Raw genomic sequence first — 26,058 nt, forward strand, 5'->3', positions numbered from 1 at the left:
TTGTTAAGAGTTTTGGGAGGCATTAGAATGACTTTACTTACAAAGACAAGGACGCTTAACCGGCTGCTGCAGCGTGCGGCAGGCAAAGCGCTTAGCTTCAGAGAAATGGCGGAGGTGCTATGCACAACCATTCAAACGAATGTGTTCGTCGTTAGCCGCAAAGGTAAAATACTTGGCTGCGCAGCCGTCGATGCTTATGATCATGATTTTATTCGTTCGCTATCCGCTGACGAGCTTCGCTTTCCTCAAGAGAGCAATGTTCGGTTTCTGGATATGCAGGAATCCATGACTAATGTGAAGCCTGATCATGGCGTATATGAAACCTTTCCTAAGCTGGGGGATCAAGAAATTATGACGGTAGTCCCTATTATTGGCGGGGGTGACCGTTTAGGTACGTTAGTGCTGACGCGATTGAACGGCACTTTTGATGATGATGATCTCGTCCTTGCCGAATATGGCTCTACGATTGTCGGTATGGAAATATTGCGGGAACGGGCGGAAGAAATTGAGCATGAGGTACGCAGCCGTGCCGTTGTTGCGGTTGCAATCGGCTCTTTATCGTTTAGTGAATTAGAAGCTGTCGAGCATATTTTTGAAGAGTTGGACGGGAGAGAAGGCTTGCTCGTTGCTTCAAAAATTGCGGATCGAGTTGGAATTACCCGATCTGTCATAGTTAACGCCCTGCGCAAGCTGGAAAGTGCTGGTGTGATCGATACAAGATCATTAGGGATGAAAGGCACTTACATTAAAATTTTGAACAACCAGTTGCTTCAGGAATTGGATAAAATGAAAGCATAACTCGGGACGTTTATACCAGTAAAGCCCTATCTTGAAACAAAGATAGGGCTTTTTTCTTATTGTAATAATTTAGTGATTTGTTGAATATTATCATGTTGGCAAAAATCGACACAGAAATCTCATTTTTTTAATTTTAGTGTCGAACGAAGCAGGAATGAAGAGTAATCTGTTGAATACATAAGAAGAAGACGTTCTATGTGAAAGTGGTGAAACTACGTGAATTTGTTGAATGGCGCAACATTTGGAAGAATGGAAGCCGCAGTTCTTGCCGCAGAAATGCGACAGCGCGTCATTTCTAACAATGTGGCTAATGCTGATACGCCGCATTTCAAACGGTCTGAAGTTTTGTTTGAACAATTGTTGGAACAAGCGATGGGTAATCAGAAGGATGGACAATTGACTGGAATACGAACGAACTCGAAACATATTGCAATTGGTAACGGTTCTTCTTCATTGCCAATACCCAAAATCATTACCGATGAAACAACCTCGATGAATAACAATGAAAATAATGTTGATATCGACCGTGAAATGTCTCTATTGGCCAAAAATCAATTAAGCTACAATCTGTATATCCAGCAAATTAACCATGAAGTGAAAATGATGCGTACAGCAATCGAAGGGAGAGCCTGATAATGAGATTGTCAACAGGATTTGATATAAGCGCATCCGCTTTAACCGCTCAGCGTCTGCGGATGGATGTAATCTCATCCAATATAGCAAATGCTGAAACGACTCGAGGAAGTTTCATTAACGGACAATTCCAGCCTTACAAACGGAAAATGGTCGTCATGGAACCTTTGCAGCAGTCGTTTTCTAATGTGCTCTCGAAGCAGCTTGGCGAAGGCACGGCTGCACAGGGTGTGAAAGTGACGAGAATTAAAGAAGACAAGTCGCCAAACAAACTCGTTTATAATCCAACACATCCTGACGCTGACGCTAACGGCTATGTAAATATGCCGAATGTCGATGTAACGAAGGAAATGGTTGATATGATAGCTGCTTCACGTTCGTACGAAGCAAACGTAACTGCGCTCAATGCTACGAAGGCGATGTTTGTGAAAGCACTCGAAATTGGAAAATAAATACATATAAGCATCATGTGATTTCATGGAGGGGTATTGATGATACAATCGTTGTCTCCCGGTCAAATGGGGCCGACTAAATTAACGGAATCCAAATCGATTCAACAATCCACGCCGGCGGAAATGACGCAATCATTCGGTCAAATGTTAGAAACGGCAATCAATAATGTGAGCGTACAAGAACAAAATGTACATAAGATGAATGACAAATATTTATTGGGACAGGTAGATGTGACTAAGGTACTAATCGCCTCTGAACAAGCACAGCTAAGCTTGCAGCTTACTTCGCAAGTCCGTAATAAAGTAGTCGAGGCCTATCAAGAAATTATGCGGATGCAAGTGTAATCGCGCTTTAGACCTAGCATAGTAATTGGGTGAGGTGACAACGTGAACGAGAGAATCGCCCAATATCGAGGAAGGCTCACTCAGTTTTGGAGCCAAATGGGCAGAAAACAAAAAATATGGCTGGGGGCATCAATTTGTGGATTGTTGTTAACGATCATATTGTTAACAATCGTATTTACAAAAACGGAATATGAAATCGCATTTCAAAATTTGGATACGACCGATGCAGCGGCCATCATGAATCATTTGGACGGCAGCGGAATTCCTTATGAGCTCAGTAACAATGGAAAGAGTATTTCAGTACCAAGCACGGATGCTTCGAGGATAAAAGTGGATGTAGGTTCACAAGGACTTGTGCGGAATGGATCTATTGGATTTGAAACTTTCAATTCCAGTTCGTCCCAATTCGGGACGACGGAAAATGAATTCAACGTCAAATATTTAAATGCTTTAAACGGTGAGGTTCAGCAGCTGCTGAATGCGATGCAGGGTGTAGAAGGCTCAAAGGTGCTGATTAATTTACCGGAGGAAAGTGTATTTTTATCGCCGGAAGATGCCGAAACCGCTTCTGCTTCGATCATGATGCAGTTCATGTCAGGCTATCGTCCTAGTCAAAAGGAAATAGATGGTTATTATAATCTGGTTAAAACGGCCGTTCCGAAATTGGCGGTCCAGCATATTACGATTTCCAGCCCTCAAGGGGAGCTTACATATTCAGAAGCAGGCGGCGTATCAGCTGGGAACACAGACGCTGTGGAATCACAATTCCAAATTAAACGTAAGTATGAAGCAGAGCTAAAAAAAAATATTCAGCAATTTCTAGGTCCGATTGTAGGGCCTGACAACTTGGTTATTCAGGTTTCAAGCAGCATGAACTTTGATAAGAAGCAGACGGAGGAAATACTGGTTAGACCGATAGAAAACAATAACAACAATGGTATTGTTGTCAGCGAAGAAATTAATAACAGTACTTCGACGGGTACTGCGGGACAAGCAGGCGGCGTCGCTGGGACGGGTGAAACCGACGTTCCCGGTTATGAAGCATCATCCGCTGGCGAGAGTTCATCGGAAACAAGCTCCCAAATTCGAAATTACGAGGTTAACCGGATTAATAACAGCATTATTTCCGGCCCATTCGTTTTAAAAGACCTTAATATTAGTATCGGCATCGAGCAATCCGAAATGAATGATGAATCAAGCAGAACCGCAATAATGACTTATTTAACGGCTCTGGTTAGAGCGCAGCTTGCTGACTCAGGTCAAGATGTGAATGACGATATATTAATGGGCAAAAAAGTAGCGTTGATAGCACGGACATTCTCAGGAAGTGATTCAGCCAATCAAACAGCCGGTCTGTCTATGCCGTGGATTATTGGTTTAGGCGTTGCGGCCCTCGCGCTTATCGGCGGTCTTGTCTATATGCTTGTACGCAAACGCAAAAAAGCGGAGGAAGAAGAGATCGAATTGGAGACACCTGTAAAAACGGAGTATCCAACGCTTGATTTGGAGAGTATCAGCAACGATAGCCAAGCTCGTAAAAATCTTGAAACACTCGCTAAACGCAAACCGGATGAGTTTGTTAATCTTCTTCGCACATGGCTTGTTGACGAATAGAGGTGGTTCAATTGTCAAAATCAATGCAAGGATTGACTGGTCGGCAGAAAGCGGCAATACTGCTCATTACGCTAGGACCGGAAGTATCTGCACAAATATTTAAACATTTGCGCGACGAGGAAATAGAGCAATTGACTTTGGAAATTGCCAATGTCCGAAAGGTCGATAGTTTAGACCGGGAAACGATATTAAGTGAATTCCATCAAATATGTATGGCGCAGGAGTATATTACGCAAGGCGGTATCACTTACGCGAAGGACATATTGGAGAAAGCGCTTGGCGAACAGAAGGCTCTTGAAGTGATTAATAGATTGACGGCTACGCTGCAGGTTAGGCCTTTTGACTTTGCGAGAAAAGCAGAGCCTACTCAAATCTTGAACTTTATCCAGAATGAGAATTCCCAGACGATTGCACTCGTGCTTTCCTATTTGCAATCCGAACAATCGTCGCATATTTTGTCTTCCCTTCCTCAAGAGAAGCAAGCCGATGTTGCCAGAAGAATTGCACTGATGGACAGTACCTCGCCTGAAGTAATCTCGCAAGTCGAACGGGTGCTCGAACAGAAGCTGTCGGCAACGGTTACGCAGGATTACACAAATGCGGGCGGTATTGATTCGATCGTACAAATTTTGAACGGCGTCGACAGGGGAACGGAACGTACGATATTGGATGCGCTCGAGATTCAAGATCCGGAGCTTGCGGAGGAAATCAAGAAGCGGATGTTCGTCTTCGAGGATATTGTCAATATCGACAACCGTTCCATTCAGCGCATTATCCGCGATATCGAGAATGCCGATCTGCAGCTTGCGCTTAAAGTGGCAAGCGAAGAGGTTCGGGAAGCGATATTCCGAAATATGTCAAAGCGCATGGCAGAGACTTTCAAGGAAGAAATGGAATTCATGGGCCCTGTGCGGCTGCGGGATGTAGAAGAAGCGCAAACACGTATCGTTGCTACGATTCGCCGATTAGAAGAGTCTGGCGAAATCATCATAGCACGCGGCGGAGGAGACGATATCATTGTCTAATTTGATTAAATCCTCGAGTGTCGTTTCTCTTGAACAGCTTAAGCATCTGCATTGGCTGCATCAACGGAATTTAGTTGTCGAGGATGAAATTGATGAGCAGATTGAAGAAGAGTCTGTACCCGATGAAGAAACGCTCTCCTTGCGAGATCAAATTTTAGGTGACGCTCAACTATTTGCAGAGGAACAACTTCGTGAAGCTGCACAAGCTAGCGAACAGCTTCTTGCGGAGACGCAGCAGCAAATTGAGGTCTGGTGGCTGCAAAAGCGTGCAGAAGATGAAGCAGCCGCGGAAGCATCCAAACAAGCCGGCTTCAAGCTTGGTTATTCCGAAGGTGCCGCCCAATCGGAAAAGGAAATGCGCGAGCAATGGGATCAGAAGCTCTCTGAAGCGGCTGCCGTTCTGAAATCCTCCTATGAGATGCGAGAGCAAATTATTAGCGAGGCAGAACCTTTCTTAGTCGAATTAAGCTGCTCGATTGCCGAGAAAATTATTGGGCTGCAGCTTACGTTAGCTCCTGAAATTATGATCGATCTTATTCGCAAATCATTGTCGAGACGCAGAGAACAAGGCGTTATTACTTTATGCGTTGCACCTGGTCAGCTGGCATTCGTGCAAGCGGCGCGTGAAGAGCTGCTATTCGCTATCGACTCTCAGGCTGAGTTGCAAATCTTGCCTGATTCGACGGTGAAGGATAGCGGCTGCGTTATACGCTCTTCATTTGGCAGTATTGACGCACGTATAGATACTCAATTGACGGAAATCAAACGCGAATTAATTCATCTGGCCCATCATAGCGGCGATGAACGAGGTCATTTTGATGATAGTGAATAATCTTGATGTATTAAAGTATATCGAACATTTGCAGCCGTTTGATCCCGTAAGAGTGAATGGCAAGGTTACCCAGGTTATTGGATTGACGGTCGAATCGGAAGGCCCTGACTCAAGTATCGGAGATGTTTGCTTCATCTACCCGTCGAAGGGCGCCAAGCCGATTAAGGCAGAGGTTGTCGGTTTCCGGGATAACAAAGTCATTTTAATGCCTCTCGGCGATCTTCATGCGATTAGTCCTGGCTGCGACGTCGTCGGTACAGGCAAGCCGTTATCTGTACAGGTCGGATCTGAGCTGCTGGGAAAGGTGCTGGACGGATTGGGCAACCCTTTGGATGGATCCTTTTTGCCAAGGCGGATGCCTCATTATTCGACTCATAATGAACCGAGCAACCCTTTAATGCGCCCTCGCGTTGTCGAACCGCTCGGAATTGGCGTTCGAGCGATTGACGGATTGTTGACGGTTGGCCGTGGCCAACGTGTAGGGATTTTTGCCGGCTCAGGCGTTGGCAAGAGTACCTTGCTTGGCATGATTGCCCGCAATACATCGGCAGATGTCAATGTAATTGCGCTTATCGGCGAGCGCGGCAGAGAAGTGCTCGAATTTATGGAAAAGGATCTTGGTCCGGAAGGGCTTGCCCGTTCAGTCGTTATTGTTGCTACATCTGATCAGCCTGCATTAATTCGTATGAAGGGCGCGTTGATTGCAACCTCCATTGCTGAATATTTTCGCGACCGCGGTCTAAACGTCATGCTGATGATGGATTCGGTAACGCGTTATGCAATGGCTCTTCGAGAGGTTGGACTAGCCATTGGCGAACCGCCTGCAACCCGCGGCTATACGCCATCCGTATTTGCAGCGCTGCCTAAGCTTCTGGAACGGGCCGGGACAGGTCCTGCCGGTTCCATAACGGCTTTCTATACCGTACTCGTCGATGGCGATGACATGAATGAGCCGATTGCCGACGCCGTTCGCGGTATTTTGGACGGTCACATTGTGTTGAGCAGACATTTGGCGCATAAGGGACATTTTCCAGCGATTGACGTATTAGCCTCCGTTAGTCGAGTCATGAAGGAAATCGTAACGGAAGAGCAGCAAGATGCGGCCAATGAATTGAAAAAACTTCTAGCTATATATAAAGATTCGGAAGACTTGATCAATATCGGGGCGTACCAACGAGGTTCAAATGCAGAAATTGATATGGCGCTGCAATCTATAGACACTATCCATGCTTATACAAAGCAGAAGACTAGTGAAAAAGTTAATCTGGAGGAAGCACAGCATCAATTAATAACGAATTTCTACAGGAGTTGAACCGTTAGATGGCATCGTTTCGATATACATTTCAAAAGGTTATTGATCTCAAGTCAAGTGAGAAGACGCAAGCGGAATGGCTGCTATCCTCCGCGATTGGCGCGCTTGCTGCCGAGGAGCAAACGTTGGAACAGCTGCGTTCGGAGCAAGAAGCATGGGAACAAAAGCTGCATGACAGTGCGCTGTCGGCTGTCCCGCTTTCTGAACTTCAGCTAATTCAGCACTATTTGGATTATTTAGTCACTTGTATTTCGAGTAAATTGACTGATGTGTTACATGCACAGAAGGCGGTTGACCAAAGCAGAGTAAAGCTTTCCGACAAAATGAAGGACGAGAAGGTATGGCTTAAAGCAAAGGAGCATGCGCGCGAGCGGTTCCAGTATGCCATGCAAATAAAAGATCAGAATGAGCTGGATGAGCTGGCAAGTGTCCGTTTCATGTTATCAACCCCATAAAGTGATGAGTGACACCGGCTAGAGGGAGTGAATGAAATTGGCTGGACCGAATTTGGAAAAGCAAGGCTACAGCGCATTAGAACGGATCATGTTTATGATGACGCCGATTTTATTTGCGATTGTATTGCTTGGAGTAATGTATACCCTCTTTAATATTGATTTTCGCAACAGAATGCTCGAAGCAGGCCAATCTTTACCTATTTTAAAAGACGTGCTTCCTGAACCAAATGTTGCAGGCGGCAATCTTGACGATCATGAGCTGAAGACAGCTAACATGTCCGCTAAAATCGCGGATCTTCAATCACAGCTCACAGCGATAGAAACAGAGCTTGCGGCCGCCAATCAGACGAAGGCAGCGCTTGAACAAGAGGTCAAGGATTTGCAGAGCGATAATTCAGAGCTCCAAACCGTGAATGAAGAGCAGCTGCTTGAGGATGAGCAATATCAAGCGAAAATTCAAGAGCTGGCGAGCACGTTTTCCAAGATTATGCCAAGCAAGGCCGCACCCATTTTGCAGAGCATGACACTCGAGGAAATGGTTCTCGTATTTTCAAGTATGCGGCCCGATGACAGAGTTCGGATTATGGAGAAGATGAATCCACAAACGGCTGCTGACGCGGCCATGATGCTGAAAGATAATGTCAAGACGAAGGATTTGCAAATAGCGGCGCTTCAAGCAAGATTGAATACGCAAAAGGCGCCTGAAACGAAGCCGGCATCCTCGGTTCTTGATCAAGAGCAGCTAAGCGCAACCTTTACGGCTATGGACGCAAAAAGCGCAGCCGAGCTGCTTATCAAAATGGTAGACGTCAGCCCTAGTAAAGTATTGCGTATTCTTAATGCTGTAAATAATGTAACGCGATCTGCGATAATTGCCGAAATGTCGGGCATTAATGAAACGGCGACGGCACAGCTTGTAACTAAACTGATGACCGGCAATTAATTTTCATAAAATCCTTCTTAGCTCTACATTAGAAAGGAGGTGAAAAAAATGGAAATGATGATTCCGCAAATCGTCGCATCCCAGCCGCAAGCACAGGCAGCAAGCAATAGTAATGCTGGCAAAGGCGCCAGCGGGGCCGGTTTTCAGAAAACGCTATTTCAACAGATCATAAGCGGTACAGCGGGCACTCCTTCAGCTGTACAGCCTGTACAACTGGTGGCCAATGTAATGAATACAGAGGTTCTCGCAGTCGATGAAAATCTGGCCGAAGCATCGCTTTCTGACATGCTTGCCATAATCGATGGACTAATCGATCAGCTTGAAGCCCCGGTAACAGAGGATAGTGAGAAAGTGCTGGAGGTTGAGGAGCAGATCAGGCAATTGGAAACAGCTCTCGAGCAAATGACAGCTCTACTTGCATTAATCGGAATGCCCGCTGCGCTTATCCAGTCTTTAGTTCCGGCAACAGATCTTAGTCAACGAGCCCAAGAGGTGAACCCGAATACAGTGCAAGCTTCAGCTCTGAAGGACAGTCTGCAGGATAGCCTGCTTCAATTGCAGGCCGTGCTTCAGCAAGGCAGCATGAAGCGTGTACAGCAGCAGGAGCCGGTTGCATTTGTAGGGCAACAGCTTCAAGCTCTAACAGCGATTTTGGAAGGCGATCCGGTGGATATGAAAAAAATGCAAACGAAATCGGACGCATTCACACAACAACTGTTCATAGCTCAAAGCGCTCCGCAAGCGGAGGTTAACACCTTATTAAAGCGTTTATCCCAACAAGCCGTGCATCCGTCTTATCTGGCATCTAACATCCAAACGAATGAGCCATCGGTACATAATGAAGCAGCAGGTTCAGCTCTAGAATCGATTAACCCATTTCAATTAGGCGCTAACAGTTCTGAGAACCTTCGGGGATTAACGCCGGTCGCGGTAAATGCAGCAGCAGCGACCTCTTTTGTAGCAGCTGATGAATTTGCTCAATCCATGACAGGATTAATCGTTCAAAAGTTTGAGCTAACCACTTTAAACGGGGTATCTGAAGCTAAGCTGATGCTGTTTCCGGAGCATTTGGGACAAGTAGACGTACGGATTACGATGCAAAATGGACTTTTAACGGCTATTTTCCAAACGGATACGGCCATGGCTAAGGATATGCTCGATAATCAAATGGCGCAATTAAGACTAGCGCTGCAAGCGCAAGGGTTAACAGTCGATAAGCTTGAAGTGTCCCAAGGACAACCGTCCGCCCAGCTATCCCATCAGCAGCATGGACAAGGCGGCAATCAACAACAAGCTTCTTCAAGATCGTCCTTTAAAGGGGAAAACGGATCTAACGAAACTCAAATTGAAGCCGACATGGTCGAACAAGCAGCCGTACAAGGTCTTGGATATGGCAGGGCGATAAACGTCAAGGCATAATGGCTGATTGGTACCGCCTGAAGGTCTGGAGGTGATCAGATATGACAGATAGCGTTTCGACACGTACGGTTTGGCCAAATTATAGTGCGGCCAACGTGCAGGCAGCAGCCGCCAAAAAAAACTCGGATACGCTGGGTAAAGACCAGTTTCTTAGTATTCTTGTTACGCAGCTTCGTAATCAGGATCCTATGCAGCCGCTGCAGGATAAGGATTTCATTGCGCAAATGGCTCAATTCACGTCGGTTGAACAGCTTATGAATATGGCAACAGAGATCACATTATTGCGTCAGAGCATTGGCTCGGCCTCCAGTCTGATCGGAAAATCGATTGAATGGAACGAGTATGACGACTCAGGTGAGGTTGTTGCCGTTAAAGGTGTCGTAGATTCCATCCTTTCGAAGGATGGCATCCTGTATGCATCGGTCGGAGGAACGGAGACAGCATTAGATTATGTAACTTCCATTTCCGAAAAAAATGATGCGGAGGATGAGCCTCGAGTTTCAAAAAATGCTTGATGCTCAAGTTCTTAAGTTTAGCCATCATGCGGAAGTTCGGATGCAGCAGCGGGGGATAAAGCTGCAACCGGAATCACTCACAAAAATTATGAACGCCGTGGAAGAAGCAGCGTCGAAAGGCGCACAGGATTCCTTAGTCGTGTTTCGGGATATTGCAATGATCGTAAACGTGCCAAGCCGCACGGTTGTGACGGCAATGGATGGCGGACAAATGAAAAGTAACATATTTACGCAAATCGATAGCGCGATTATTTTATCGTAAGGCTGGACCGAACAGGAAGCCTCATGCTGCGGACCGACGGAAGCAGCAATTAATCGTGTGTTTGTCTCTTTCAATTAGAATAGGAACTCATTTCGATCATTCGGGAGGAAAAACGTAAATGCTAAGATCGATGTATTCGGGCGTTTCCGGTATGCGCGGTTTTCAAACTAAGCTTGACGTCATTGGAAACAATATTGCGAATGTCAACACGGTCGGATTTAAGGCGGGACGTGTCATGTTTAAAGATATACTTAGCCAAACCGTTGCAGGAATTACGGCGCCTGAGGAAGGCGTTAGAGGCGGCGTAAATGCAAAGCAAATTGGTTTAGGCGTGTCTATCGGTTCTATTGATACGGTACATACGGCAGGCAGTGCAATGACGACGAATCAAGCGACAGATCTTCGAATCGACGGTGACGGTTTTTTCGTGGTAAGAGCAAATGAGGAATCCGAAATGCTCCTTACGCGTGCCGGAAACTTTACGCTTGATGCGAACAGACAGCTTGTAACAGGTGACGGTTACTTCGTCTTAACGGCAGAGGGAGAAACCATTACTCTCGATGAAGCGATCACGGCTTTCTCAATTGGACAAGATGGAACGATCATGGGCGTAACCGTTGATGGTACTGAAGCTATCGCACAGCTTGGCGTTGCTAAGGTAGTTAACCCAAGCGGTCTGGAGAAGCTTGGAGGAAATATGTACCGTGTAACGGCAAATGCTAATCCCGATGCTTCGATTGAGGATTTCTTAACCTTTGCAGGCGATCCTGAATTCGGTACTGGCGCAATCATTTCCGGGCAATTAGAAATGTCAAATGTCGATCTTACGGCTGAGTTTACGGAGATGATCGTGGCACAGCGCGGCTTCCAAGCGAATTCGCGAATTATTACGACTTCTGATGAGATTTTGCAAGAGGTCGTTAACTTAAAACGTTAGGTAAATGATAAAGAACGGGAGGCTTCAGGTCTCCCTGATAGGCGTGGGGGGGGGTAACTGATGATTACTGTAACGCGTTTAAACGGAACAAAAGTCACAATTAATGCTCTATTAATTGAAGTGATTGAGGAGTCTGCAGATACGGTTATAACGCTTACGACAGGCAAGAAGCTGGTTGTGAAGGAAAAATCAGCAGAGCTGTTGTTGCTAAATCAGCAGTATATTCGTTCAATTGGCCTCATAGCGGCGGCCCAAAAGAGTGAGCAAACGGAGGGGCCCTCAGCATGAAAAAAATGATTCCATGGTTAATCACCATACTGTTAGCCATCACGTTGATCGCAATTGTATCCATCATATTGTTTAAATCGTTTTTTACGGATCCTAAAGAGCAAGCGACTGAAACAGAAACCATCGAGGTAAAGGTATTAACTGCAGATGAACGTGTGGAAGTAACGTCCGAATTAAAAGATTTCAGAAGAAACTTAAAGGATCCGGAATATATCGTTGTCATGAGTTTTGCTTTCCAGCTTGACAGCAAGAAAACAAAGGAAGATTTCGATAAGCTGCTTGAAATTGAAGTTAGGCCGATCATTAACCGCACTTTGGCCGATATGACAGCTGATGAGCTGAAAGGCTCCCAGGGTGAAGATGCGTTTGAATCCAGGTTGCTGAACTTAATAAATCCAATCATTCCGAAAGGGAAATTAGTAAAAGTTGAAATTACTAACTTTATTATTACAGAAATTTAAATGACTACGCCGACATTCCTCGAAGGAGGTGAGATATTTGGTTGATGTTTTATCGCAAAATGAAATTGATGCGCTGCTTGCTGCTTTATCTTCCGGAGAAATGGATGCCGAGGATTTAAAAAAGGAAGAGACAACCCGCAAAGTCAGTGTGTACGATTTCAAGCGCGCCGTTCGTTTTTCGAAGGATCATATTCGAAGCTTGACCCGCATTCACGAAAACTTCGCGCGATATTTAACAACCTATTTCTCAGCGCAACTCCGCACATTTGTTCAGATCAATGTCGTGCAGGTTGAGCAATTGCCCTATGACGAATTTATTCGTTCAATTCCGAAGATGACGATTCTGAACATATTTGAGGCGGAACCGCTGGAAGGGCGAATGGTGCTTGAAGTTCATCCGAACGTAGCTTATGCCATGTTGGATAGAATGTTAGGCGGACAAGGTACAGCACCCTCGAAAATAAATAACTTAACCGAGATAGAAACCATCGTTATGGAGCGTATATTCAGTCGTACGTTTGAGAGTCTGCAGGAAGCTTGGAGAACGATCATAGATATTTCTCCAAGACTGGAGGCGTTGGAAACAAATCCGCAGTTTATGCAAATTGTATCTCCGAACGAGACGATAGCGCTTATTTCATTCAGCACTAAAATAGGTGATACGACAGGAATGATAAACCTATGTATTCCACATGTCGTCATTGAACCTATCATGTCAAGATTGTCCGTCCATCATTGGTTCGTTTCACAGAAGAAAGCCCGCGCTCCTGAAGAGGTTGAAATATTGGAGCAGCGTGTTCATAAAGCGAAGCTTCCAATCGTAGCTGAGCTCGGCGAATCTTCGATAACGATCAAAGAGTTTCTTGGATTGAATATTGGCGATGTCATTTCATTGAACAAGTCGGTAGACGAAGGACTGAAAATCAAGGTCGGCGAGAAGCTTAAATTTCTCGGCAGTCCCGGCTCTGTAAAAGATCGGCTGGCTGTACAAGTGGATGAGGTCATCAGCGAAGGAGTGGAAGAAGAACATGACGAGTAAGGATTATTTGTCGCAAGAGGAAATTGATGCATTGCTCCGTCAAACCGCCAATGAGCCTGAGCCTGTGCAATCAGCCTCGAATGCAGCTCAACTTTCAGATTATTTATCGTCTTTAGAGCAAGATGCCCTCGGTGAAATCGGTAATATTACGTTTGGCAGCGCGGCGACCGCTCTTTCCACGTTGCTTGGCAAGAAGGTGGATATAACAACGCCCCAGGTAACGTTAGTCAAAAAGGAAGAGCTTGCTGATATATTTCCTAAACCGCATGTCGCAGTGAGCGTACAATATGTCGATGGCTTCCAAGGCATTAATTCACTTGTTATCAAAACGAAGGATGCTCAAATCATTGCAGATCTTATGCTTGGCGGAGACGGTGAAATTACGTTGGAGGAGCTAAATGAAATTCATATTAGCGCCGTTCAGGAAGCAATGAACCAGATGATGGGCTCATCGGCTACATCCATGTCGACGATCTTCAATCGTTTCGTGAACATTTCGCCGCCAGGAATCGACATTTTGAATATAAATAGCGGCGATGGAATGGATCACCTGCCGCAAGTTGATTTATTTATTAAGATCTCTTTCCGTTTAACGATCGGGGATTTGATTGATTCAACGATTATGCAACTGCTTCCCATCTCCTTTGCGAAGCAAATGGTGGACATCTTGATGGGCGTAGTGGAAGAAGCGCCGGCGCAGCCAAGCGCACCGACTCCTCCGCCGGCGGCAGCGCAGCAAGCCGCTGCTATGCAGCAAGCCGTTGCTATGCAGCAGACAGCTGCCGCGCAGATGAACGCCATACCGTCGCAGATGAGTCAAATGGTGCCGCCGATGCAGGAAATGCCTTTTATGGGCTATCAATCTCCTCCGGCAGGCTATGACTATTCGATGCAGCCGCCAGGACCTCATACATATGGTCAAGCCGTTAATCGAAATGTAAATGTTCAGTCCGTGCAATTTGCAAATTTTGGAAATGCACCCTATATACAACCTGATGAAACAAACCTCAATTTACTTCTCGACATACCGCTTAAGGTCACTGTAGAATTAGGTAGGACCCAGAAGCAAATTAAGGATATTTTGGAGCTGTCGCAAGGCTCGATTATCGAGCTGGACAAGCTGGCCGGCGAGCCTGTAGACATATTGGTGAACAACAAGCTAATCGCGAAAGGCGAGGTTGTTGTCATAGATGAAAACTTTGGCGTCCGGGTAACGGATATCGTAAGTCAATGGGACCGCATTCAAAAATTACAATAGCATCCTAGGAGGATAAAAAGATGGCAAACCGCATTCTTATCGTAGACGACGCAGCATTCATGCGCATGATGATTCGAGACATTTTATCAAAGAACGGCTACGAAGTCGTCGGTGAAGCCCCTGATGGCGCTCAGGCGGTCGAAAAGTACAAGGAATTGAAGCCAGATCTAACAACAATGGATATTACGATGCCCGAAATGGACGGCATATCGGCTTTGAAAGAAATCAAAAAGCTCGATGGCAACGCGAAGGTTATTATGTGTTCGGCAATGGGTCAGCAAGCAATGGTTATTGATGCGATTCAAGCAGGCGCTAAAGATTTTATCGTAAAGCCTTTTCAAGCCGATCGCGTAATTGAAGCGATTAAGAAAACGCTCGGATAAAGATAAACCACGATGTTTAACTTACATACGCGCATTTCAATGGTGTCTGCTCTTGGAATGGCGATTTGTCCCCGCTTTGCGGCTGCTGCTGCAGCAAACGGCAGCAGCGCAAACAGTGACGAACAAATCGTGTTTTCGGGATCACAAAATGTCGCCGGGAGCTTGATCTGGGTCATTATCTCGCTCGCCATCGTTATCGTATTAATTATTTTTGTTATTAAATGGTTGTCTCAGCGCAGCCGAACATGGGGCACGAATCGTTCGCTTCGTTCGCTTGGCGGTATTGCGCTCGGACAAAACAACTCGCTGCAGGTCGTTGAAGTTGCGGGAAAAATTTATATCGTGGGCGTAGGCGAGAGCATTACGCTGATTGATAAGCTGGATGACCCCGAAGAAGTCCGTTCAGCGATCGAGGCTATAGAACGGCAACCAGAATCGGCATGGCCGCAAAATTTTCTAACGCAGCTAATCGGCAAAATGAAAAGTCGAAACGGAAAGACTGGACCTGAGCCGTCAAATGAGCAATGGAATCAAGGTTCATCCTTCCAGCATATGCTTCAAAGCAAGCTCAGTCAGCAAGCTGACCGGAAACAACAATTGGAATCATTGCTGCATGTCTCTAAATCAAATGAACGGTTGATGGATGATGAAAAATAAGTGGTGGATATCAATCGTTGCGCTGCAGTTGCTTTCTATGATTATTCATAATGAAGCTTTTGCGGAGCCTTTGCCAGACGTATCCATAAACATTGGTGACGGAAGCGGCGAAGCGCCTGGCACCAGCGCCTTGTCCATACTGCTGCTGATTACCGTATTAAGCGTAGCGCCGGCTATACTGGTGCTAATGACAAGTTTCACGCGCATTGTCATCGTACTTGGTTTTGTCAGAACGTCACTCGGCACGCAGCAAATGCCGCCGAATCAAGTGATCATTGGTCTAGCGATGTTTTTAACCTTTTTTATTATGGCGCCAACGTTCTCCCAAGTGAATGAGGCAGCGCTTCAGCCGTATTTAAAGGGAGAAATTTCACAAACCGAAGCCTTTGAGCAAGCCTCTATACCGATGAAGAAGTTTATGTTTTCCCATACGAGGGAAAAGGATTTGCTTCTGTTTATGAATTATACGAAGACCGAGAAGCCGTCTTCTTATGAAGACATTCCCTTGACGGTGTTAATTCCCGCCTATGCGATTAGTGAGCTTAAGACCGCTTTTCAAATGGGGTTCATGATCTTTATTCCTTTTTTAGTCATCGATATGATCGTAGCGAGCACCTTGATGGCGATGGGGATGATGATGCTGCCTCCGGTAATGATTTCATTGCCGTTCAAATTGCTGTTATTTGTATTGGTAGACGGCTGGTACTTAATCGTTAAGTCTTTATTGTTGAGCTTCAACACGTGATGAGAGCAAGGAGGAACGTTTCATGAGTACTGACTTCATAATCGGATTGGCTGGTGAAGCCGTCTTCGTGGTTTTGAAAGCCAGTGCGCCGATGCTCGCTCTTGCTTTAATCGTAGGTCTACTCGTCAGCATATTTCAAGCGACAACACAGATTCAGGAGCAGACGCTGGCCTTTGTTCCCAAAATAGTAGCCGTTTTCGTATCCATCATCGTTTTTGGACCGTGGATTCTAAATACGATTATCGACTTCACTTACAATCTGCTGAATAATCTTCATCAATATATCGGTTAGGTTGTGAAGCGATGAATGTGATCGTACAGGGGTTTCCTATTTTTTTATTGATCTTTTGTCGAATAACAGCGTTTTTCGTCGTGGCGCCGCTTTTCTCTTCCCGTGGCGTACCGAATACGTTCAAAATCGGACTCGGCTTTTTCATTTCGTTTATCGTTTTTCTAACGTACGGTATGAAGCAATCGATTGTACCGGATGCAGAGTACATACTTGTGTTGCTTCGCGAAATTTTAGTCGGCTTACTGATGGGCTATGCGGTTTATTTGTTTTTTACAGTCGTTCAAACCGCTGGCGCATTTATGGATTTGCAGGTAGGTTTCGCGATGGTTAACATCGTTGACCCTCATACGGGGACATCGGCGCCTTTGCTGGGCAACTTTAAATACATGCTTCTAATCGTCGTCTTTCTGATGATGAACGGTCATCATTTTCTATTAACCGGCTTGATGGACAGCTACCAATGGATGCCATTATCGAATGATCTTTTCAGCAGGCTTATGAATGGCAGCGTGACGGACTTTCTAACGAGAATGGTAGCAAATACATTTTTGTTAGCGATCCAAATTGCCGCTCCACTAGTCGTTGCTATGTTTCTAACCGATGTGGGCTTGGGTTTTTTGACGAAGACAGCGCCGCAGTTCAACGTATTTGTAATCGGCATACCGCTGAAGCTTATCATCGGCATGATTTTATTGATATTGCTAATGCCGAGCTTAGCAGGTATTTTCGAAAGACTGTTTTCGATTATGTTCGATGCTTTGGAGCAGCTATTCGGAATCGTACAAGGACCGCCGCCTGAAGGGTAATGGGAGGATGCTATCGTGCGCAATTACCGCCTGAAGCTGGATCTTCAATTATTCAGTCAGGAGAAGACTGAGAAGGCTACACCGAAGAAACAAGGCGATGCAAGAAAGAAAGGCCAAGTCGCTAGATCCGCAGATCTGCCAGGCTCATTTATCCTGCTGTTCACTTTCATGGGATTTATTATGCTGGGCGGCTATTACAAGCAGCATATAATGATGCTTTTCGGCAATCTGTTTGAGGATTGGCTGCTAATGGACCTGACAACCGGTAATGTCATGACGCTTTTCAATGATGTGACGCTTGAGCTTCTGCTGATACTCATGCCCATTTTTGCGGTAGCCGTCATTATTGGGATATTGGGGAACATCGTGCAGTTTGGTTTCCTTCTAACTGGCGAGCCTCTAAAAATGCAGCTTAGCAAGATGAATCCCATCAAAGGTTTTAAGCAGATTTTCTCTGCAAGAACTCTAGTCGAATTTTTGAAAAGCGTTTTGAAGCTGCTCATTATCGGTATATTGGTTTTTATGGCGATCACGAAGGAATGGGAACGTATTCTAGTGCTGGCCAGCTTGCCGATTCAACATATTTTCAGCTTTACAGCTGGCCTTACCGTTAAGTTGGGCATCGAAATAGGCGCGGTGCTAACGGTGCTTGCGCTGGCAGATTATTTTTATCAGCGTTACGAGCATAGCAAGAGTTTAAGAATGTCAAAGCAAGATATTAAAGATGAATATAAGAAATCTGAAGGCGATCCGCTTATTAAGGGCAAGATTCGTGAACGGCAGCGAAGAATGGCGCTTCAAAGAATGATGCAAGAGGTGCCAAAAGCCGATGTCATTATTACGAATCCGACCCACTTTGCCATTGCGTTGAAATATGACTCCTCACAGATGGAGGCGCCCAAAATTATCGCAAAGGGTATGAATCATGTCGCCTTGCGCATAAGAGAGGTTGCTAAAGAAAACGGCATTGTCATGATGGAAAATAAGCCGCTCGCGAGAGCGCTTTATGAACGGGCAGAAATTGGAGATGTAATCCCTCCGGATTTGTTCCAGGCTGTGGCCGAGGTGCTCGCATATGTATATAAAATGAAGGGTCGTGTAAAGTCGTCATAATTCAGGGGGGGAGGCAGCGTCGTGAAAGCAAGAGACTTTATTATTCTTTTCGGAGTAATCGGAATTGTACTCATGATGATAATCCCGATCCCGGTACTTCTGCTTGATGTACTAATTATACTTAATATATCGATGGGTCTGATGATTTTACTTATTGCCATGAATACACGGGAAGCGCTTGACTTCTCTATATTTCCCGCAATTCTGTTAATAACGACCTTATTTCGGCTAGCTCTTAACGTATCGACAACAAGAAATATATTGTCTCATGCCGAGGCCGGAGAAGTCGTGGCCACGTTTGGCAGCTGGGTTGGCGGCGGACAAATCGCAATCGGGTTTATCGTTTTCCTTATTCTTGTGGTCGTTCAATTTATCGTTATCACAAAAGGCTCGGAACGGGTTGCCGAGGTCGCGGCAAGATTCACGCTGGATGCGATGCCTGGTAAGCAAATGAGTATCGACGCAGATTTAAATGCCGGCTTGATTAACGAACAGCAGGCTAAAGAGCGCCGATCGAAAATCGAACGTGAAGCCGACTTTTATGGCGCCATGGACGGCGCGAGTAAATTCGTTAAAGGCGATGCGATCGCATCGATCATTATCCTAATAATCAATTTAGTAGGCGGCTTTATTATCGGGATGGCTATCCATGAATTGAGCTTTGGAGAGTCGCTCTCGACGTTCTCGATTCTTACGATTGGCGACGGATTAGTCAGCCAAATACCTGCATTGCTTATTTCCACGGCAGCCGGACTTATCGTTACGAGAGCGGCATCTGACGGCAACCTAGCTGAAGATATAACCTCACAATTGTTCAAGTATCCGAAGCTGCTCTTTGTAGCCGCGGGAACAATCGCTCTTTTGGGGCTGACGCCTATCGGTCCGCTTAGGACATGGCCGTTCGCCATTTTGCTGGCGTACGGAGGATGGTTTATGCAGAAGGCTATAAACAAGCGGCAGGAGCAAGAGGAAATGCTTGTCGAGGAGCAGCAAATCGAAGAGGTTCGCAGCCCTGAAAGCGTCATTAGCCTTTTACAGGTCGATCCAATTGAATTTGAATTCGGTTATGGTTTGATTCCGCTTGCGGATACGCAGCAGGGGGGCGATTTGCTGGACAGGATCATTATGATTCGCAGGCAATGCGCGCTTGAGCTCGGACTGGTCGTTCCCGTCATTCGTATTCGAGATAACATTCAATTAAAACCGAATGAATATGTCATCAAGATAAAAGGAAATACCGTTGCGCGCGGCGATTTGCTGCTTAATCACTATTTAGCAATGAGCCCTGGATTTGAAGACGATTCGGTTGTCGGCATTGAAACGACCGAGCCAGCCTTCGGCTTGCCGGCCATTTGGATTGATGAACAGATGAAGGAACGCGCAGAATTGTCGGGCTACACGGTAGTCGATCCTCCATCCGTCGTTGCTACTCATCTTACAGAGATTATTAAACGTCATGCACATGAGCTAATCGGACGTCAGGAAGCGAAGCTGCTTGTAGAAAATGTGAAGGAATCGTATCCGGCACTTATCGAAGAGCTCATTCCATCCATATTGACAGTAGGGGATGTGCAGAAAGTGCTTGCGAAGCTTCTTCGCGAGAAAGTATCCATTCGGGACCTGGTTACCATATTTGAAGCATTAGCCGACCATGGAAATTATACGAAGGATCCCGATATTCTTACCGAATATGTTCGTCAGGCTTTGTCGAGACAAATTACGCAGCAGTTCTCATCAGGCGGCGATACGCTCCGTGTCATTACGGTCGGGCCTCAGCTTGAGAAGAAAATCGCGGAATCCGTTCAACAGTCAGATCAAGGAAGCTATATCGCTTTGGATCCCGTTTCTACGCAGCAGATTTATCAGAAGCTTAATGAGCATGTAAACCGTCAAATTCAATCGGGACAACAGCCTGTTGTATTGGCCTCACCGACAATCCGTATGTATTTGAGACAAATTATCGAGAGAACGATGCAGGATGTGCCCGTGCTTTCTTACAGTGAGCTAGAGCCTAACATTGAAGTCCAAAGCGTCGGGGTGGTGAACCTATGAGAGTAAAGCGATATGTCGTAAATGCGCTGCCTGAAGCTGTATCCATAATACGCAGCGAGCTCGGCAAGGACGCGGTTATATTAAATACGAAGGAAATCAAGGTTGGCGGCTTTATGGGCATGTTTTGCAAGAAAAAAATGGAAGTAATCGCAGCCATCGAAACGAATAAAGCGCAAGCGCCTGTCCAGCAGTCTCCTAAATCTACGCCTAAGGTGAATGCGGCTATTGAACAAATTTTAAAAGGCGCTCAGCGAAATGCGACAGCTGTCATGGAGCCTCCTCCAGGCGCACAAGCGGAGACGCGGGATGAAAGAGCAGATCGCGAGCAATTTATCATCGATGAAATTCGCGATTTAAGACAATTAATGGTCAAGCTCTCGAAGCAGGATAGTGATCGCGCCGCGATGTCCGATCAACTGCTTGAGCTTAAAGCTCATTTAGAGGAGCAGGAGTTGGATTCGCAGTGGCTTGATCGATTGCTCCAGTCGATTGTGGACAAGCAATTTGAGGATCAGACCGAATACACGAAAGAACAGGTATGGGAGCACGCAGCCGCGCAGCTTGAAGAGTGGCTTCACCCATTCGCCGACCAGGAAATTAGTCGTGAAGCGCGCGTTATCCATTTCGTAGGTCCTACCGGAGTAGGTAAGACGACGACAATCGCGAAGCTGGCCGCTGAGCAAACGATCAAGCAAGGCCGTAAGGTTGGGTTCATTACTTCCGATACGTACCGTATTGCCGCCGTTGATCAACTTCGAACGTATGCGAATATTTTGAATGTTCCATTGGAGGTCGTTTTCTCGCAGATGGATTTACCGAAAGCCTTTAAGCAGCTTGCTGAGCGGGATTTGATTTATATGGATACGGCTGGACGCAATTTTCGGAGCGAGCTCCATGTGTCTGAAGTGAACAGTCTGCTGCAATCAAGCGAGCCAAGCGAAACGGTTTTAGTACTTAGCATGACTGGAAAAACGAAGGATATGGCTGCGGTTGCGGATCATTTTAGTAAGTATGGCGTTCGAAAGGTATTGTTTACGAAGCTTGATGAAACGGCCGTTTATGGGGCGATCTTTAACCTGATCATGAATTTCGAACTGTATCCAACGTATATGGCAAGCGGCCAAACCGTTCCCGATGATATCAATAGGTTCCAGGTCCGTTCGTACATCCAGCATTTGTTAGGGAGCGGCAGCCGATGAACGATCAAGCTGAAGCATTACGTCATTTAATTAAACAGCGAGAGCTTCAAGAAGAGGGACGTACGACTCGCGTCATCACAGTAACAAGCGGGAAAGGCGGCGTAGGTAAATCGAATTTCAGTCTGAACTTCGCCTTGACGCTGCAAAAGCTGGGCAAAAAGGTGCTCGTATTTGATGCCGATATCGGGATGGCTAATATCGATGTGCTCATGGGCATAACATCGCAGTATAATTTGTATCACCTGCTTAAACAGGAAAAGACGATTTGGGATATCGTTCAGGAGGGACCTGAAGGACTCCATTTTATTGCCGGAGGCTCAGGCTTCAAAGACCTGCTGGATTTATCTCCTGAACAATTAGATGGCTTCGCCGAAGAAATAAGCAAGCTGCATGGTAAATATGATGTCATCCTGTTTGATACAGGGGCCGGTTTATCCAAGGAAACGGTTAAGTTTATTACCGCCGCACAGGAAACGATCGTTGTAACGACGCCGGAACCTACTTCTATAACGGATGCTTACGCGCTTATTAAAATGGTAAAAGGGATGAATGCAGACGTTCAGTTCAAGCTTATTGTCAATCGGGCATCCGATTATCGAGAAGGAAAGCAAACAGCAGATAAGATCAGTTTAGTCGCAGAACGGTTTCTGAAATCGAAACTGCCATCCTTAGGAATCGTGCCGGATGATCCTAACGTTTCTAAAGCAGTAAAACGTCAGGTTCCGTTTTCCGTCGCCTTTCCGGGAAGCGAAGCAACCGCTGCCATTGAGAGGATTGCCAAGCAATATCTCGAATTACCGCAGAGCCGTGCGGATAGCGGCGGCGTCAAAGGATTTTTGCATAAAATGTTCAGGCTTTCAAGATAATCCTTTGAATGAAAGGAGGGAATAGAATGGCTCCCTATCGCGTACTTGTTGTCGATGATTCCGCTTTTATGCGAAAAATAATAAGCGATCTGATCGTGCAGGATCCTCAGTTTACAATTGTTGCTACTGCAGGCAATGGCCAAGAGGCTATTGAGGCGATTCACGTATGGAAGCCCGATGCGGTTACATTAGATTTAGAAATGCCGTTAATGAACGGCATTGAAGCTCTGCAGCAAATCATGCAGTTCAACCCGATACCTGTTATTATGCTTTCGGGAATTAGCGAAGACAACACGAGAGAGACGATTAAAGCGCTGCAATTCGGTGCGTTCGATTTTATACGCAAGCCTTCCAGTACCCTGTCGAACGACATTCATCAAGTAGGCGAGGTTTTGCTTGAAAAACTGCGGATTGCCGTTAAGGTACGGTTAGAGCCAAACCTATCAGTAAATAGGGATAATCAGCCGATAAAGCCGACGGCCGCCCCTTTACATACTACTTCTGTAGATTATAAATCTGAGCAAGCGGCGACTAGTAAAGTGAAATCGACATATGTGCCGCGGAAACCGACGGTTAAAGATGTGCAGGCGGACTCTTCGGCAACCGCTGTCGAACCTGCCGTACCGCATAAGCCAAAAGGTATTGGGCAGAGAACAGCATTCCGGCATATCGTTGCAATGGGTACCTCGACGGGCGGACCACGGGCCTTGCATGAGGTGATTACTTCCTTGCCCGAAGATTTTCCGGCTCCGGTGCTTGTGGTTCAGCATATGCCTCCTAAATTCACAAAATCACTTGCGCAGCGGCTTGATAGCTTCAGTGAGCTGAAGGTCGTTGAGGCCGAGCAAGGCGCAAAAGTGTCCGCAGGAGTCGTTTACATTGCTCCGGGCGGTTATCACATGGAGCTCATGAAGGACAGTTCAGGTTACTCGATATTACTCACGGAGCAACCGCAGCGCAATGGCCATCGTCCTTCTGTAGATGTTCTATTTGAATCCTTGACCACGTTTCGTGAGCTGAAACGACATGCGGTGATCATGACTGGAATGGGCAGCGATGGTGCCAAAGGGATGAAGCTGCTAGTGGAGAGCGGCGTCGATTCTACAATTGCAGAAGCCGAGGAAACCTGCGTGGTATATGGTATGCCGCGTTCTGCAATTGAAGCGGGGCATGTCAATACGATATTACCTTTGCAACACATTGCATCTCATTTAATACATGCAATGTTGAAATAATCAGGCTAAACCTGCTCGACATACTAACAGGAGGTGCTAGGAAATGGATATGAATGCCTATCTGTCGATGTTTATCGATGAGTCAAATGATCACCTGCAATCCTTGAATGAAAATTTACTGCGACTTGAAAGCGAGCCGGAGGAGCTTAGTATTGTTCAGACCATATTTCGTTCAGCTCATACGCTGAAAGGGATGTCTGCCACAATGGGATATGAAGATTTGGCGGCGCTGACCCACGAGATGGAAAATGTGCTTGATCTCGTTCGAAACAGCAAGCTTAAAATGGACAGCTTTATTTTTGACACCTTATTCAAAGGTTTGGATGCTCTTGAAACGATGGTGCAGGATATTGTTGGAGGAGGCACAGGAAAAGCTGATGTAACAGCAATCGTTACCTCGTTGCAGCTCATTTTGAAAAGCGATTACAGTGCGGGCAAAGCCGCTCAGCCTCCTTTGGAGGCTGCAGTAACGACGGTCGACGGATCAACAAGCGCATCTGGCGGGATGCTTCTCGATGAGTTTCAGTCCTCCATCCTGCTGCAGTCTATTGAAGCGGGACTTCATGTATATCATGTTCATGTGACCATTCGCAATAATTGCTTGCTGAAAGCGGTTCGCGCGTATATGGTATTCGAAGTGCTGGAGCGAAACGGTGAAGTTATTAAATCCGTACCGTCCGTCCAGGATATCGAGCAGGAGAAGTTTGATTTCACCTTCTCGGTATTTACGATTTCGGGTTTGACTCAAGAAGAGCTGCAAGGACAACTTTTAAATATATCGGAAATTGAAGCTATAGTTGTTACGGCGCTTGACTCAGAGACATTGGCTGTACTCAGCAACGCGCCTGCCGCGGCGGCTGCGGAAGCAGTCGAAGCAACGGTAGAGTCCTCTGCGGTGAAGCCAAAGGCTGAAATTGCCCGTGAAGCTGCTCCTAGAAAAGGACAAGCCGCACCTGCACCTGCAAACGTTTCTCGTACGATACGCGTAGATATCGAAAGACTGGATATGTTAATGAATCTGTTCAGTGAACTGCTCATAGACCGCGTTAGGCTCGAGCAGCTATCTAGTGAGATTAAACGTTCTGATTTAACGGAAACGGTTGAGCATATGACTCGCGTAAGTTCGGACTTGCAAAGCATTGTCCTTAAGCTGCGCATGGTACCGGTCGATTCGGTATTTAATCGTTTCCCTCGGATGATTCGTGATTTGGCTAAATCATTAGATAAGAAGATTGAACTTGTTATTACTGGCGCAGATACAGAGCTTGATCGAACGGTTATTGATGAGATCGGCGATCCGCTTGTTCATTTGCTTCGCAACTCTGTTGACCATGGGATTGAAACCGTTGAAGAGAGAATTGCAGCAGGCAAGCCGGAAACGGGTACCATTTATTTAAGAGCCTATCACAGCGGCAATCATGTCTTCATCGAGGTGGAGGAAGACGGTAGAGGCATTCATCATGAGCGCGTTTTGAAGACGGCCATTAAGAATGGCGTCGTTACGGAGGAGCAAGCTAAACAGCTGTCTCCAGACGAAATCAATATGCTAATCTTTGCAGCCGGATTTAGCACGGCCGATAAAATATCTGATATCTCGGGCCGCGGCGTTGGACTTGATGTCGTGAAATCGAAGATTACCTCTTTAGGCGGTAATGTAACGATTGATTCTGCTTTTGGAAGAGGGACAAAGTTCTCGGTTCAGCTGCCTTTGACCTTGTCTATTATTTCAGCCATGCTGATCAAGCTTGGTTCGGAGAAATACGCGATACCTCTTTCATCAATCGTCGAAACAGGTATATTGCGCAAAGAGCAAATTATAAATGTACATGGAAATCGAATGATAGAGTTCCGAAACGGTATTATCCCATTAATATCTTTAAGTAAAGTGCTGGATTCTCCAGATTTCAACGAAAATGACGAAGATGAAACGGAAATTGTCGTTGTCCGCAAGGGCGAAAAGTGGGCAGCCGTTATGGTTGATGAATTTATCGGACAAAGCGAAATTGTCTTAAAGTCATTAGGGAAATATTTAACCAATATCGAAACGATTTCTGGCGCAACGATACTTGGAGACGGCTATGTCGCACTTATAGTAGATCCGAATTCACTGATCAAATAGGGA

Annotated in this window: 29 protein-coding genes; all 29 read left to right on the top strand. The window is 45.9% G+C overall.

Annotated elements, in window-relative coordinates:
• Positions 1 to 27 precede the first annotated feature (27 nt).
• Positions 28 to 798, top strand: coding sequence for a GTP-sensing pleiotropic transcriptional regulator CodY (gene codY / locus L1N85_RS00960; protein ID WP_235233830.1), 771 nt, complete (start codon positions 28 to 30; stop codon positions 796 to 798).
• Positions 799 to 1,014: 216 nt separating this feature from the next.
• Positions 1,015 to 1,431, top strand: coding sequence for a flagellar basal body rod protein FlgB (gene flgB / locus L1N85_RS00965; protein ID WP_235233838.1), 417 nt, complete (start codon positions 1,015 to 1,017; stop codon positions 1,429 to 1,431).
• Between the two features lie 2 nt (positions 1,432 to 1,433).
• Positions 1,434 to 1,883: a flagellar basal body rod protein FlgC gene (gene flgC, locus L1N85_RS00970; protein WP_235233840.1), complete on the top strand. Its 450-nt coding sequence runs from the start codon at positions 1,434 to 1,436 to the stop codon at positions 1,881 to 1,883.
• 39 nt (positions 1,884 to 1,922) lie between these two features.
• Positions 1,923 to 2,228: a flagellar hook-basal body complex protein FliE gene (gene fliE / locus L1N85_RS00975; RefSeq protein WP_235233842.1), complete on the top strand. Its 306-nt coding sequence runs from the start codon at positions 1,923 to 1,925 to the stop codon at positions 2,226 to 2,228.
• A 42-nt stretch (positions 2,229 to 2,270) separates the two neighbouring features.
• Complete coding sequence (gene fliF, locus L1N85_RS00980) at positions 2,271 to 3,842, top strand: flagellar basal-body MS-ring/collar protein FliF (protein ID WP_235233843.1); 1,572 nt, start codon at positions 2,271 to 2,273, stop codon at positions 3,840 to 3,842.
• 23 nt (positions 3,843 to 3,865) lie between these two features.
• Positions 3,866 to 4,867, top strand: coding sequence for a flagellar motor switch protein FliG (fliG, locus tag L1N85_RS00985; RefSeq protein ID WP_235234335.1), 1,002 nt, complete (start codon positions 3,866 to 3,868; stop codon positions 4,865 to 4,867).
• Positions 4,860 to 5,699, top strand: a complete 840-nt coding sequence (locus L1N85_RS00990) for a FliH/SctL family protein (protein ID WP_235233845.1) — start codon at positions 4,860 to 4,862, stop codon at positions 5,697 to 5,699. Before fliG ends, L1N85_RS00990 begins: the two co-directional genes overlap by 8 nt.
• Positions 5,686 to 7,011, top strand: a complete 1,326-nt coding sequence (gene fliI / locus L1N85_RS00995; RefSeq protein WP_235233847.1) for a flagellar protein export ATPase FliI — start codon at positions 5,686 to 5,688, stop codon at positions 7,009 to 7,011. Before L1N85_RS00990 ends, fliI begins: the two co-directional genes overlap by 14 nt.
• Positions 7,012 to 7,019: 8 nt before the next feature.
• A complete protein-coding gene (fliJ, locus tag L1N85_RS01000) occupies positions 7,020 to 7,466 on the top strand; it encodes a flagellar export protein FliJ (protein WP_235233856.1) in 447 nt (148 codons plus the stop codon).
• Between the two features lie 37 nt (positions 7,467 to 7,503).
• Positions 7,504 to 8,409 (top strand): MotE family protein, encoded by a 906-nt coding sequence (locus L1N85_RS01005; protein ID WP_407946298.1) that lies wholly within the window; start codon positions 7,504 to 7,506, stop codon positions 8,407 to 8,409.
• A 48-nt stretch (positions 8,410 to 8,457) separates the two neighbouring features.
• The gene (locus L1N85_RS01010; protein ID WP_235233860.1) at positions 8,458 to 9,828 is read left to right on the top strand and encodes a flagellar hook-length control protein FliK; all 1,371 of its coding nucleotides are present in this window, start codon (positions 8,458 to 8,460) and stop codon (positions 9,826 to 9,828) included.
• A 41-nt stretch (positions 9,829 to 9,869) separates the two neighbouring features.
• Positions 9,870 to 10,343, top strand: a complete 474-nt coding sequence (locus L1N85_RS01015; protein ID WP_235233862.1) for a flagellar hook capping FlgD N-terminal domain-containing protein — start codon at positions 9,870 to 9,872, stop codon at positions 10,341 to 10,343.
• Positions 10,315 to 10,605, top strand: coding sequence for a TIGR02530 family flagellar biosynthesis protein (locus L1N85_RS01020; RefSeq protein ID WP_235233864.1), 291 nt, complete (start codon positions 10,315 to 10,317; stop codon positions 10,603 to 10,605). Before L1N85_RS01015 ends, L1N85_RS01020 begins: the two co-directional genes overlap by 29 nt.
• A 118-nt stretch (positions 10,606 to 10,723) precedes the next feature.
• Complete coding sequence (gene flgG, locus L1N85_RS01025; RefSeq protein WP_235233866.1) at positions 10,724 to 11,542, top strand: flagellar basal body rod protein FlgG; 819 nt, start codon at positions 10,724 to 10,726, stop codon at positions 11,540 to 11,542.
• Positions 11,543 to 11,602: 60 nt separating this feature from the next.
• Positions 11,603 to 11,830, top strand: a complete 228-nt coding sequence (locus L1N85_RS01030) for a flagellar FlbD family protein (RefSeq protein WP_235233868.1) — start codon at positions 11,603 to 11,605, stop codon at positions 11,828 to 11,830.
• Positions 11,827 to 12,291, top strand: a complete 465-nt coding sequence (locus L1N85_RS01035; protein ID WP_235233876.1) for a flagellar basal body-associated FliL family protein — start codon at positions 11,827 to 11,829, stop codon at positions 12,289 to 12,291. Before L1N85_RS01030 ends, L1N85_RS01035 begins: the two co-directional genes overlap by 4 nt.
• Before the next feature lie 37 nt (positions 12,292 to 12,328).
• Complete coding sequence (gene fliM / locus L1N85_RS01040; protein ID WP_235233878.1) at positions 12,329 to 13,330, top strand: flagellar motor switch protein FliM; 1,002 nt, start codon at positions 12,329 to 12,331, stop codon at positions 13,328 to 13,330.
• Positions 13,320 to 14,588, top strand: a complete 1,269-nt coding sequence (fliY, locus tag L1N85_RS01045; protein WP_235233879.1) for a flagellar motor switch phosphatase FliY — start codon at positions 13,320 to 13,322, stop codon at positions 14,586 to 14,588. Before fliM ends, fliY begins: the two co-directional genes overlap by 11 nt.
• Positions 14,589 to 14,608: 20 nt before the next feature.
• Positions 14,609 to 14,971: a response regulator gene (locus L1N85_RS01050; protein ID WP_235233882.1), complete on the top strand. Its 363-nt coding sequence runs from the start codon at positions 14,609 to 14,611 to the stop codon at positions 14,969 to 14,971.
• 12 nt (positions 14,972 to 14,983) lie between these two features.
• Entirely contained in the window at positions 14,984 to 15,628 is a 645-nt protein-coding gene (locus L1N85_RS01055) for a flagellar biosynthetic protein FliO (RefSeq protein ID WP_235233891.1), read from the top strand.
• A 37-nt stretch (positions 15,629 to 15,665) separates the two neighbouring features.
• Entirely contained in the window at positions 15,666 to 16,373 is a 708-nt protein-coding gene (fliP, locus tag L1N85_RS01060; RefSeq protein ID WP_407946299.1) for a flagellar type III secretion system pore protein FliP, read from the top strand.
• Between the two features lie 22 nt (positions 16,374 to 16,395).
• Positions 16,396 to 16,665: a flagellar biosynthesis protein FliQ gene (gene fliQ, locus L1N85_RS01065; RefSeq protein WP_235233892.1), complete on the top strand. Its 270-nt coding sequence runs from the start codon at positions 16,396 to 16,398 to the stop codon at positions 16,663 to 16,665.
• A gap of 11 nt (positions 16,666 to 16,676) precedes the next feature.
• Positions 16,677 to 17,471, top strand: coding sequence for a flagellar biosynthetic protein FliR (gene fliR / locus L1N85_RS01070; protein ID WP_235233893.1), 795 nt, complete (start codon positions 16,677 to 16,679; stop codon positions 17,469 to 17,471).
• 15 nt (positions 17,472 to 17,486) lie between these two features.
• On the top strand, positions 17,487 to 18,584 hold the full coding sequence (gene flhB, locus L1N85_RS01075; RefSeq protein WP_235233898.1) for a flagellar biosynthesis protein FlhB: 1,098 nt from the start codon (positions 17,487 to 17,489) through the stop codon (positions 18,582 to 18,584).
• 72 nt (positions 18,585 to 18,656) lie between these two features.
• Positions 18,657 to 20,636, top strand: a complete 1,980-nt coding sequence (gene flhA / locus L1N85_RS01080) for a flagellar biosynthesis protein FlhA (RefSeq protein WP_407946300.1) — start codon at positions 18,657 to 18,659, stop codon at positions 20,634 to 20,636.
• On the top strand, positions 20,633 to 21,835 hold the full coding sequence (flhF, locus tag L1N85_RS01085) for a flagellar biosynthesis protein FlhF (protein ID WP_235233902.1): 1,203 nt from the start codon (positions 20,633 to 20,635) through the stop codon (positions 21,833 to 21,835). Before flhA ends, flhF begins: the two co-directional genes overlap by 4 nt.
• Positions 21,832 to 22,701: a MinD/ParA family protein gene (locus L1N85_RS01090; RefSeq protein ID WP_235233904.1), complete on the top strand. Its 870-nt coding sequence runs from the start codon at positions 21,832 to 21,834 to the stop codon at positions 22,699 to 22,701. Before flhF ends, L1N85_RS01090 begins: the two co-directional genes overlap by 4 nt.
• Before the next feature lie 26 nt (positions 22,702 to 22,727).
• Positions 22,728 to 23,936, top strand: coding sequence for a protein-glutamate methylesterase/protein-glutamine glutaminase (locus L1N85_RS01095; protein WP_235233905.1), 1,209 nt, complete (start codon positions 22,728 to 22,730; stop codon positions 23,934 to 23,936).
• Positions 23,937 to 23,979: 43 nt separating this feature from the next.
• Positions 23,980 to 26,055 carry a chemotaxis protein CheA gene (locus L1N85_RS01100; protein WP_235233907.1) on the top strand — a complete coding sequence of 692 codons (2,076 nt, stop codon included), beginning with the start codon at positions 23,980 to 23,982 and terminating at the stop codon, positions 26,053 to 26,055.
• Positions 26,056 to 26,058 lie beyond the last annotated feature (3 nt).

This window comes from Paenibacillus alkaliterrae, from assembly GCF_021532375.1.
GTDB classification, from domain to species: Bacteria; Bacillota; Bacilli; order Paenibacillales; family Paenibacillaceae; genus Pristimantibacillus; species Pristimantibacillus alkaliterrae.